This is a genomic window from Ligilactobacillus equi DSM 15833 = JCM 10991 (genome assembly GCF_000615765.1).
In the GTDB taxonomy this organism is placed as follows: domain Bacteria; phylum Bacillota; class Bacilli; order Lactobacillales; family Lactobacillaceae; genus Ligilactobacillus; species Ligilactobacillus equi.
The window spans coordinates 1-9,862 of record NZ_BAMI01000064.1 but is presented as its reverse complement, the minus strand read 5'-3'; the positions used below and the strand labels follow the sequence as shown (position 1 = coordinate 9,862).

12 protein-coding genes are annotated in these 9,862 nt (G+C 38.7%); 8 read left to right on the top strand and 4 right to left on the bottom strand.

The annotated features are described in order from the left end of the window. Positions 1 to 48: 48 nt before the first annotated feature. The 3 genes from JCM10991_RS10355 to JCM10991_RS10345 form a co-directional block, all read right to left on the bottom strand. The gene (locus tag JCM10991_RS10355; RefSeq protein WP_025021433.1) at positions 49 to 402 is read right to left on the bottom strand and encodes a hypothetical protein; all 354 of its coding nucleotides are present in this window, start codon (positions 400 to 402) and stop codon (positions 49 to 51) included. Between the two features lie 19 nt (positions 403 to 421). Continuing rightward, positions 422 to 1,381 carry a nucleoside hydrolase gene (locus JCM10991_RS10350; protein ID WP_025021432.1) on the bottom strand — a complete coding sequence of 320 codons (960 nt, stop codon included), beginning with the start codon at positions 1,379 to 1,381 and terminating at the stop codon, positions 422 to 424. Between the two features lie 87 nt (positions 1,382 to 1,468). Continuing rightward, a complete protein-coding gene (locus JCM10991_RS10345) occupies positions 1,469 to 2,197 on the bottom strand; it encodes a gamma-glutamyl-gamma-aminobutyrate hydrolase family protein (protein WP_025021431.1) in 729 nt (242 codons plus the stop codon). A gap of 198 nt (positions 2,198 to 2,395) precedes the next feature. Between JCM10991_RS10345 and asnA the strand changes: the two genes are divergently transcribed. Beyond that, the gene (gene asnA / locus JCM10991_RS10340) at positions 2,396 to 3,403 is read left to right on the top strand and encodes an aspartate--ammonia ligase (RefSeq protein ID WP_025021430.1); all 1,008 of its coding nucleotides are present in this window, start codon (positions 2,396 to 2,398) and stop codon (positions 3,401 to 3,403) included. A 293-nt stretch (positions 3,404 to 3,696) separates the two neighbouring features. Next, entirely contained in the window at positions 3,697 to 3,831 is a 135-nt protein-coding gene (locus tag JCM10991_RS15000) for a thiaminase II/PqqC family protein (protein ID WP_081781999.1), read from the top strand. Here the strand turns inward: JCM10991_RS15000 and JCM10991_RS16320 are convergent, their stop codons facing one another. Then, positions 3,832 to 4,551: a response regulator transcription factor gene (locus tag JCM10991_RS16320; protein ID WP_023859177.1), complete on the bottom strand. Its 720-nt coding sequence runs from the start codon at positions 4,549 to 4,551 to the stop codon at positions 3,832 to 3,834. Positions 4,552 to 4,713: 162 nt separating this feature from the next. On the opposite strand from JCM10991_RS16320, the gene JCM10991_RS10325 reads away from it, so the two are divergent. Genes JCM10991_RS10325 through phoU form a run of 6 tightly spaced genes read left to right on the top strand, consistent with a single transcriptional unit; the run spans position 4,714 to position 9,640 of the window. Beyond that, positions 4,714 to 5,586, top strand: coding sequence for a phosphate ABC transporter substrate-binding protein (locus tag JCM10991_RS10325; protein WP_023859178.1), 873 nt, complete (start codon positions 4,714 to 4,716; stop codon positions 5,584 to 5,586). Positions 5,587 to 5,595: 9 nt separating this feature from the next. Continuing rightward, positions 5,596 to 6,462 carry a phosphate ABC transporter permease subunit PstC gene (pstC, locus tag JCM10991_RS10320; protein WP_025021429.1) on the top strand — a complete coding sequence of 289 codons (867 nt, stop codon included), beginning with the start codon at positions 5,596 to 5,598 and terminating at the stop codon, positions 6,460 to 6,462. Beyond that, a complete protein-coding gene (gene pstA / locus JCM10991_RS10315; RefSeq protein WP_025021428.1) occupies positions 6,462 to 7,349 on the top strand; it encodes a phosphate ABC transporter permease PstA in 888 nt (295 codons plus the stop codon). Before pstC ends, pstA begins: the two co-directional genes overlap by 1 nt. A gap of 3 nt (positions 7,350 to 7,352) precedes the next feature. After that, the gene (pstB, locus tag JCM10991_RS10310; protein WP_025021427.1) at positions 7,353 to 8,144 is read left to right on the top strand and encodes a phosphate ABC transporter ATP-binding protein PstB; all 792 of its coding nucleotides are present in this window, start codon (positions 7,353 to 7,355) and stop codon (positions 8,142 to 8,144) included. Between the two features lie 7 nt (positions 8,145 to 8,151). Next, a complete protein-coding gene (pstB, locus tag JCM10991_RS10305; RefSeq protein WP_023859182.1) occupies positions 8,152 to 8,898 on the top strand; it encodes a phosphate ABC transporter ATP-binding protein PstB in 747 nt (248 codons plus the stop codon). Between the two features lie 34 nt (positions 8,899 to 8,932). After that, positions 8,933 to 9,640 (top strand): phosphate signaling complex protein PhoU, encoded by a 708-nt coding sequence (phoU, locus tag JCM10991_RS10300; RefSeq protein ID WP_025021426.1) that lies wholly within the window; start codon positions 8,933 to 8,935, stop codon positions 9,638 to 9,640. Positions 9,641 to 9,862 lie beyond the last annotated feature (222 nt).

The following is a 9,862-nucleotide window of genomic DNA, read 5'->3' as shown; positions in this document are numbered from 1 at the left end:
TAGTTGACAAAGACCTGGACTGAAGACATGTCCAGGTCTTTTAACGTATTAATGTAGCCCGAAGTGGCTAATAATAAGGTAACCTAAGTAGGCCCCCACAAAAAGTAAGCATAAATCAACGAAGGGATTGCCAACTTTATTTCCAAAGTTCCAAGCAGCTGCAATGGCTACAATAATAGCCACAACGGCGATTAGCCAGAAAATTACAGGGAGTGGTAAAAAAAGCACCCCGAGTAAACTTGCGAAAATTAAAATCCAATTACGCATATTGCGATGCCAAGCGTAAGGACCAAAAAAGGCGTGGCGATAACGGAACTGGCGGTTACGTGGGGAACCGAGTAATTTAAAAATTAAGAGGAAACACCAAAAGGCGTAGAGTCCTAAACTTATATTTTCCCACATACTCTTTACCGCCTAGGTTTTAGTTTGCTTGGAAAAGTTGAGTCAATTTTTCCATAAATTCTGTCAAGAAACGTTTCTTATCAACGTTAACGGCAGCTTTAGTGTGCAGAGCTGGTTCGTTGATGCGGGTTTGATCCCCAATGGTTCGTCCCACAGTGGGGCCTTCGGTTTCCACCTTCATATTGAGGCTTAAGGTGGAAACTAAGTCTGGTTCCACGGCGACGGCAACGGCCAAAGGATCATGAAGAGCACAACCGCCTAAGTGTGGGCTGGTTACCTTATAGGCATCGATGTAGTAATCAACGATATCGGCGTATTTTTCACCAGCGACAGTTTTTAAATCACGCCAAGTTTGTGTTTCTTTGGTAGTTAAGAGAGTTCGGGTGGTAACATCCAAACCAACCATGGTTAAGTTAAGGTTACTACGAAAGACAACGTCGGCGGCGGCGGGATCCTGGTTAATATTAGCTTCGGTGGCAGGTGTAACGTTGCCAGGGACGGTTAAGGCCCCACCCATCAGGGTGACATTACCGATGAGGTCTACGATGGCCGGATCTTTCTGAATTGCAGCAGCCAAGTTAGTTAAAGGACCCGTAGGCACGATAATTAAGTTTTCCTTATATTTGTGGGCGGCTTGGATGAAGAAGTCTACGCCAGACATAGTTTCTACTGGTCGAGCAGCTTTTTTAACTTCAACTTCACCAACACCATTTACCCCATGAATTTGGGCACTGATTGGCATAACTTCAAAAGAATCGGTAGTTGAGGAGTGAGCCAGTCCTTTGAAAACGGGAACTTCTGGGTGACCTAGCATTTCTAAAAGGTTTAAACTATTTTGCGCGGCACGTTCCACTAAAACATTTCCGTAAGAAGAAACAATCCCGATTAAGTCACACTCAGGGGTTGCCAAAGCGTAGGCAATTGCTAAAGCATCGTCAATCCCTGTATCGAGATCTAAAATCATTTTGTATTGAGCCATGAAAAACATTCCTTTGCTTGTTATTACCTCTTATTCTATCAAAAAAAAGCCTAATTTTAAGCATCTCTTAAAATTTAGGCGTTTTTTTTAATTTTGTGCCATTGTGATTAACCAGGAGAAAAGTTTAAGTTGGTTGGCATCGTGGAGATATTGAGCTTCGGGATGCCATTGGATAGCTAGAACATCCTTATTATCAACTTGGAAAGCTTCGATTAAACCATCATGACTTTGGGCTAAAGCCGTAGTTCCTGGCGCTAGTTGATTAATAGCCTGATGGTGGAGAGAATTAACGACAGGGCTTTTCTGGTCGGCAAAAACTTCATCTAAAATGGATGGTTGTAAAAGTTTCACACTATGAGTAGGTGTATCCCAATTAGTGCCATATTGTTGGTGCTTGATCGTGAAAGCGGGATTTTCGGAGAGATCTTGGTATAAGGTTCCTCCTAGGGCCACGTTAATAATTTGTAAGCCACGACAAATTCCCAAGATTGGAATATTGCGTTTCATCGCCTGTTTGACTAGTTCAATTTCGAAAAGGTCGCGTCGTTCATTGATAGCTCCTAATTTAGGGTGCGGTTCTTGGCCATAATTTAGCGGGCTAACATCCGAGCCACCTGCTAAAAGGATCCCATCAACACGTTCCAGTAAGACGTCAACCTGACTGAGGTTAGTAGACGGCGGAATAACTACAGGAATACCACCAGCAGCTTCTACCGCGTGAATGTAGCCCTGTGGGATGTAGTAAATCATGTTACGGGAATGTTGGTCAATGGGGCGATCAAAAGGAATACCCCCAATAGCGATTAAAGGTTTCATAAAATATTACTCCTAAAATTAGTTTACGAGTAATTATAGCGAAAAAAACTCTTGATTTAAATTTTTTTGCTCAAAGGAGTGATGATTTTTAAAAATTGTATGGTTTAACTGGGAATAAAGTGATATAATGACTACATTATTCGTATTTAGGCATAAATTTGCTGGCGAATAAATATGATGAATGGAGGAAAAAGTGTAATGTCATTACAACTACCTGATAACTACGATCCAAAAATGACGGTTCGTGAAACAGAAAAAGCGATTAAGTATATTCGCGATACATTCCAAAGTGAGTTTGGCAAGCAAATGAATTTGGAAAGAATCTCAGCCCCACTTTTTGTGGAAAGAAAGACAGGTTTGAATGATAATTTGAATGGTACAGAAAGACCGGTATCATTTGATGTTCCTTGGGCACCCGACGACACTGTCGAAATTGTCCACTCACTTGCCAAGTGGAAACGCATGGCTTTAAAGAGATATGATTTCAAACCTGGCGAGGGACTTTACACTAATATGAACGCCATTCGTCGCGATGAAGAATTGGATAATTTCCACTCTGATTATGTCGATCAATGGGACTGGGAAAAGGTTATCACTAAAGACCAAAGAACAGTAGAATATCTCCAAGAAACGGTAAAGAAAATTTACCGTGTGCTTAAGCACTTGGAACACGAAGTATGGTACCGTTACCCAGATGCGGTTTACCACTTACCAGATGAAATTAAATTTGTTGATACAGAAGAATTATTACAAATGTATCCTGACAAGGACCCTAAAGAAAGAGAAAATCTTATCGCCAAGAAATATGGTTGTGTTTTCCTGATGCGCATCGGGGACACGCTTTCAAATGGTGAGCGTCACGATGGTCGGGCTCCTGACTATGATGACTGGTCTTTGAATGGGGACATTATCTTATGGTACGAACCATTACAATGTGCTATCGAAATTTCTAGCATGGGAATTCGAGTTGATGAAAAGGCTATGGCAGAACAACTTGAAAAAGCTACAGCTACAGATCGTGCTGAATTGCCATTCCATAAAGCCCTTTTAAACGGGGAATTACCTTACACCATCGGTGGGGGGATTGGTCAATCCCGGGTTTGCATGTTGCTTTTAGGCCGTGTTCACGTTGGTGAAGTCCAAGCAAGTATTTGGCCGGAAGAAATGCGCCGAATTTGTGAAGAACACAATATCTACTTACTGTAGAAAAATAAATTTCTTATTTTTAGTGGTTCCTTTACGAAGCGCCGTGTTTAATAATTTTTAATCAATCTAAGAGTCTAAATATAGATTCTTAGATTGATTTTTTCTATATCAAATTAAAGATACAACCTAATTTCTGGCGCATACTCACGCATAATTTTTTCCATATCCATCCGATTAATAAGGTGGCAATTCAATGAATATACCGAATTTTCATTTTTGTCTAGTTCCACCTTATCTACAGCTTTTATTTCGGTGTATACTGATTGTATAATGTTGGAGTTTGAAGTTCAAAAATGCAAGAAATAGTAGAAAGTTATGCTCAAAAAGCTTCCCCTAAGGTCTGCGCGACCATGCAGGAAGCTTTTGAGAAAAGTTGCTATTACGAAGTTGCTTTTTGGCAAATGGCCTATACTAAACATTGCTGGTAATCATTCTAAAACAAACATATATCCAAAACCGCGAACCGTTTTAAGGTATTGCGGTTTTTTGGGGTGTTTTTCAATTTTATCACGGAGGTGGCTAATATGAATATCAACCATCCGACTTGTTCCTACCAAAGCAATATCGTATTGCCAGACACCATTAAGAATTTGTTCCCGAGAAAGAACTTGGTTTTTATGTTCATAAAGGTAGGTCAGAAGTTTAAATTCTTTAGGAGTTAAATCAATCTTTTGACCTCTAATTTTGAGATGACGACGATCATAATTAATTTCTAAATCATCGAAACGGATAACTTTCCCTGTTTTTGGTTCTTCTTTAGTTTTAGATGATGCTTCTAGATGGTGATTGTAGTTCCAGAGACGTTGCTTGATGACTGGAACAAGGAGTGCTTCTTCGGTAAGTAAGATAATATCGTCAACTTTGGCCTTATAAAGGCGGAGTTTATCTTTGAAGCTAAGTTCGTTAGTTAGACAGACAATAGGGCCATTCATAATTTGTCGGATAACAGCTATAGTCCCAATACATGTTTCTAAATTAGAAGTTCGTAAATCCCAAATAACACCAATGAAACGATGTTGATGTAGTTCAGTAATGGTTGCAGTGGCAGTGGTTACGTGGTGAACAAACCATTGTTGTTCAGTAAATTGCTTGGTAATTTGAATATAAAGTTCATTATCTTGAGTCAGTAAAAGAAAATTATTGTTCATGCTGGCTTTTCCTTTCCGAATAATAACTATTGTTATTATGCCATACTTGATAAAAAATTACTTCTGCAAAGTGTTATTTACACAAAATTTACAAAGGATAAAAGGAAGATTTACATAGATTAGCTATTCTAAAACTGAAATCAATGATCAGGAGAAATTTTTATGAAAAGTAAGAAATTTTATCTCTTGGCTATCCTAATTTTGTTATGTGGTGGCCTTTACTATTTAAAAAAACAAGCAGATTTAGAACCTAAACGTCAGAAAATTACTTTAGTCGGCTCAACGGCCTTGCAACCTTTAGCGCAGGAAGTAGCTCTAGATTTTCAAAAAAAAGCTCCTCAAGCTGAAATGATTGTCCAAGGTGGGGGATCAGGTACAGGTCTTAGTCAGGTTCAAGCTAAAACCGTTGAAATTGGAAATGCGGATATTTTCGCTGAAAATAAAGAAGGAATCGATGCTAAAAACTTAGTTGACCATAAAGTTGCGGTTGTGGGTCTAGCACCAGTTGTAAGTCGTGACTTAGGAGTGACAGGTCTTTCTTTTCAACAACTTCAAGATATTTACACAGGAAAAATTACTAACTGGCAAGAAGTTGGTGGTCCTAATTTAGCGATTACGGTTATTAACCGCGCCCAAGGCAGTGGTAGTCGGAAAACTTTTGAAGAAGCAGTTTTGCAAGGGAAGAAAGCCGTTAATGCCCAGGAACAAGATTCCAATGGGACGGTACAAAAAATTGTTGCTAATACCCCAGGGGCAATTTCTTACTTGGCTTTTGGTTATATCAACCAAGATTTACAGGCTTTAAAAATTGATGGTGTTGCAGCTAAAGCAGCTAATGTGACCACTAACGCATGGAAAATTTGGTCATATGAACACATGTATACCAATGGGCCTGCTAAAGGTTTAACTAAGGAATTCTTGGACTACATTTTATCCGATCGAGTTCAAGGTAAAGTTCTTAAGGATGCAGGATACATTAGTCCATTAGACATGAAAGTGGTCAAGGATGCCCAAGGCCATGTAAAAACAAAGTGAGGGAAAAAAATGCGACAAAAACGTGAAGAATTATGGGGCAAAACCTTAACGGGTTTAGCAATTGGCTTGGTGTGTTTCTTAGTTTTAGCAATCTTGATTTTCGTGGGTGCCAAAGGCTTAACGATGTTTATCCAAGATAAAATGAGTCTTCGAGAATTTTTCTTTGCTGGTCATTGGGATCCAGCGCATCAAGAAGTCGGAGCTTTGGGAATGTTAGTTACCTCTTTTTTAGTGACCCTTACTGCAGCAGTAATTGCCAGTCCATTAGCTTTAGTATTGGCGATTTATGTAAGTGAGTTGGCAAGTGGTAAAATAGCAAAATTTATTCAACCTTTAATTGAAATTTTAGTAGGGGTTCCGTCGGTTGTTTATGGTTTATTAGGACTTGAAATTATTGTACCGTTAGTCCGGACAACTTTTGGTGGGACAGGTTTCTCTATTTTGACAGGGGTCTTAGTCCTGACGCTGATGATTTTACCAACCGTTACCTCTCTTATGATTGATGCGTTAAAGGCCGTACCTAAACATTACCGCCAAGCTTCTTTAGCTTTAGGGGCTACACAAGTTCAAACAATTAATAAAATTGTTTTAAAAGCTGCCAAACCTGCATTATTAACCGCAGTTATCTTTGGCATGACGCGGGCTTTCGGGGAAGCGCTAGCGGTACAAATGGTAATCGGGAATGTTTTACAGGTACCAAATTCTCTCCTGAGTCAAGGCTCAACCCTAACATCAACTTTGACTATGGGAATCGGGAATACGATTTTTGGAACCCTACCAAATAATGCTTTATGGTCTTTAGCCTTAATTTTATTATTGATGTCTTTAATCTTCAATCTTTTGATACGCCTAGTAAGTAAGGGGGCTAAAAAATAATGGATGCACATAGAATGAATCGTTTAGTTTTAACTTTAATTAAGACAGTAACTTATATAGTTGTGGCTGCCTTAGTTTTATTATTAGTTTATATTATTGGTAAGGGATTACCGCATTTAAGTTGGCATTTTTTAGGAAGTGAATCTCAAGCCTTCCTAGCCGGAGGAGGAATACGGAACCAATTATTCGATTCTTTTTATATCTTACTTTTAACATTAGTAATTTCAACCCCACTAGCTTTGCTGGCAGCTATTTTCTTAGCTTTTTACGCGCCTCAAAATAGTTTGACTGATTTAGTGCGAACAACAATTGAAGTTTTATCATCACTACCTTCGATTGTAGTTGGTTTGTTTGCTTATTTACTGTTTGTAGTTAACTTTCAAATGGGCTTTTCGCTCTTAGCGGGGGCCTTAGCATTAACTATTTTTAATCTACCAATTTTAACGCGAAATTTTGAAGATGCGTTAGCAGAAATTGATGAAACGCAAATGCAGGGAGGTTTAGCACTTGGGTTTTCTAAGTGGAAGGCGATTACCCAAATTATTTTACCAGCTGCTTTACCAAGTTTGATTACAGGGATGATTTTAGGGGCTGGTCGTATTTTTGGGGAAGCTGCAGCTTTAATATTTACGGCTGGTCAAAGTCCTGCTCAAGTAGATTTCAATAATTGGAATCCTTTTTCTTCAACTAGTTTTCTAAATATTATGCGCCCCGCCGAAACCTTAGCAGTTCACATTTGGAAGTTAAATTCGGAAGGCTTAGTCCAAGATGCGGCGTTAGTTTCAGCTGCATCTGCCACTGTTTTAGTTTTAATGGTAATTATTTTTAATGCCGGAGCACGGATTTTAGGAAGTTATTTACAAAAGAAAATGATGGGAGGTAAATAGTTAATGAAGGCTTACGATTTAGAAAAGAGAGCAATTTTTACACCTAAGGGGCAAGAGAGTTTAAGCTTACAGGATGTAGATGTCTTTTATGGGGATAACCACGTTTCCCGTCAGGTAAGTATGGTTTTTCCCAAAAATCAAATTACGGCTTTAATTGGAGCTTCAGGGTCTGGCAAGTCTACGCTTCTACGCTCTTTAAATCGACTTAATGATGGGATTGCCCAGGTTAAGGGAAAAATTATGTATGACGGTCAAAATTTAAACGCACCAGAAGCAAATGTTTACCAAATTCGGCGGCAAATTGGAATGGTGTTTCAAAAACCTAATCCGTTCTATAAATCTATTCGTAAAAATATTTTATTTGGCCTTAGGGATCAAAATCTTAGTAAGGCGACTGAAGAGGAAATTTTAGAAGATGTTTTACGTCAAGCTGCTCTATGGGATGAGGTAAAAGATAAGTTAGATAAATCAGCTTTGGGCTTATCAGGTGGTCAGCAGCAGCGCCTTTGTATTGCTAGAGCGTTAGCCTTAAAACCAGAAGTGATTCTCATGGATGAACCAACAAGTGCTCTAGATCCACTAGCAACAGCCAAGGTCGAAGAGACGATGTTAGCTTTGAAAAAAGAACACACAATTATTATTGTGACTCATAGTATGCAACAAGCAGGACGGATTGCTGATAATACAGCCTTCTTCCATAAGGGGCGTCTGATGGAATATCAACCAACGACTAAAATGTTTATGACCCCAGAGTTAGAGATTACCCAGGATTATCTCAGTGGGAATTTCGGATAGGAGTTTTATGTTAAAAGTTGAAAATTTAGTAATCTCTTACAATAAACATCAGGTTTTACATGGTGTAAATTTAGAGTTTCAAGAAAAAGGAATTACCGCACTTATTGGTCCTTCAGGGTGTGGGAAATCAACACTTTTGAGGGCGTTAAATCGAATGCACGATGATAACCCGATTGTTGACATTGAAGGTTTAGTGAGTCTTGACGGACAAGACATCTATAATCAGCAGACTGATTTGTTAGCTCTGCGTAAAAAGATTGGTATGGTTTTTCAACAACCAGTAGCCTTTCCAATGTCAATTTTTGAAAATGTGGCTTACGGTTTACGAGTTGCGGGTCAAAAAGACCAAGCAAAAATTGCTGCTAAAGTGGAAGCTAGCCTCAAACAGGCTGCTTTATGGGATGAAGTCAAAGATGACTTGGATAAGTCGGCTTTAGGCTTATCTGGGGGACAGCAACAAAGACTTTGTATTGCGCGTGCATTAGCAGTGGAACCTGAAATTTTACTTTTAGATGAACCAACGAGTGCTTTAGACCCAATATCCGCTGCGAAAGTTGAGGAGACTTTGTTGGCTTTGAAAGAAAAATACACGATGATTGCGGTAACGCATAATATGCAACAAGCTGCACGAATTGCTGATCAAACCGTTTTTATGATGGGAGGATATGTAATTGAGGCAGGAAAAACGACCGACTTATTCATGAATCCACAAAAAGTAGAAACTGGAGACTATCTTAACGGGCGTTTTGGCTAAAAACTTGGTATAATATTAAAAATGGAGGAAGACAATGAACGAAATATTTGCAGATGAACAAAAAAAATTACGTGGTCGCTTCATGGAAATGGGAATTGATGCAAGTGAGCAAATTTATCTTGCTACAAAGTCTTTTATCGATAAGGACATAGAGTTAGCTCAAAAGGTTAAGGAAAACGATGATCTAGTGAATGAAGAAGAACTGGCCTTAGAAAAGCGGGCTCTAAAAGTGATGGCCTTGCAACAACCACTCGCTGCTGACTTTCGGACAGTAATTACTATTCTCAAGGCTTCAAGTGATGTGGAAAGAATTGCCGACCATGCGGTGCATATTGCACGGGAAACAATTTTGGTCGATGCTTTAGAAGAAAAGTTAAATTCTCAAGAAATTGATGAAATCATTAGTCAAATGACGGTGAAGTTACGGCGGATGTTAGAAAATATTCTAGATGCTTACCTTAAAACTGATGAACAAAATGCTTATGAAGTAGCCAATTGCGACCTTGAAATTGACCGCCTTTATATTCAAGGACAAAAAATCATTATCGAAAAGATGAAAGACCATCCTAAGGGTATTGAAATGGGTAGTCACTATTTAACTATTATTCGTCTCTTAGAGAGAATTGGCGATCACATTGTTAATTTAGCAGAATGGATTATTTATTCTGTAACCGGACGTATTACAGAATTAAACCCAGGCAAAGCTAATCCGGTCTTGGTTAAAGACCAAGACTTAAAGTAAGTACTATTAGATTTTAAATCGGAATTCTTAAGATAAAAGTCGCAATTTTGCGGCTTTTTCTTTTAGTTAATGGCAGACCTGCGATTTAGTGGTATAATGAAACGGTAATCTATCCCGAGGAGTGATTAACTGTTTATAAAAATATAGAATTAAGTAGAATTTAACCGAAAAATACGTTGTAATTAAACCATAGAAAGATTGAAAATGTAGGTGGTTTATTAT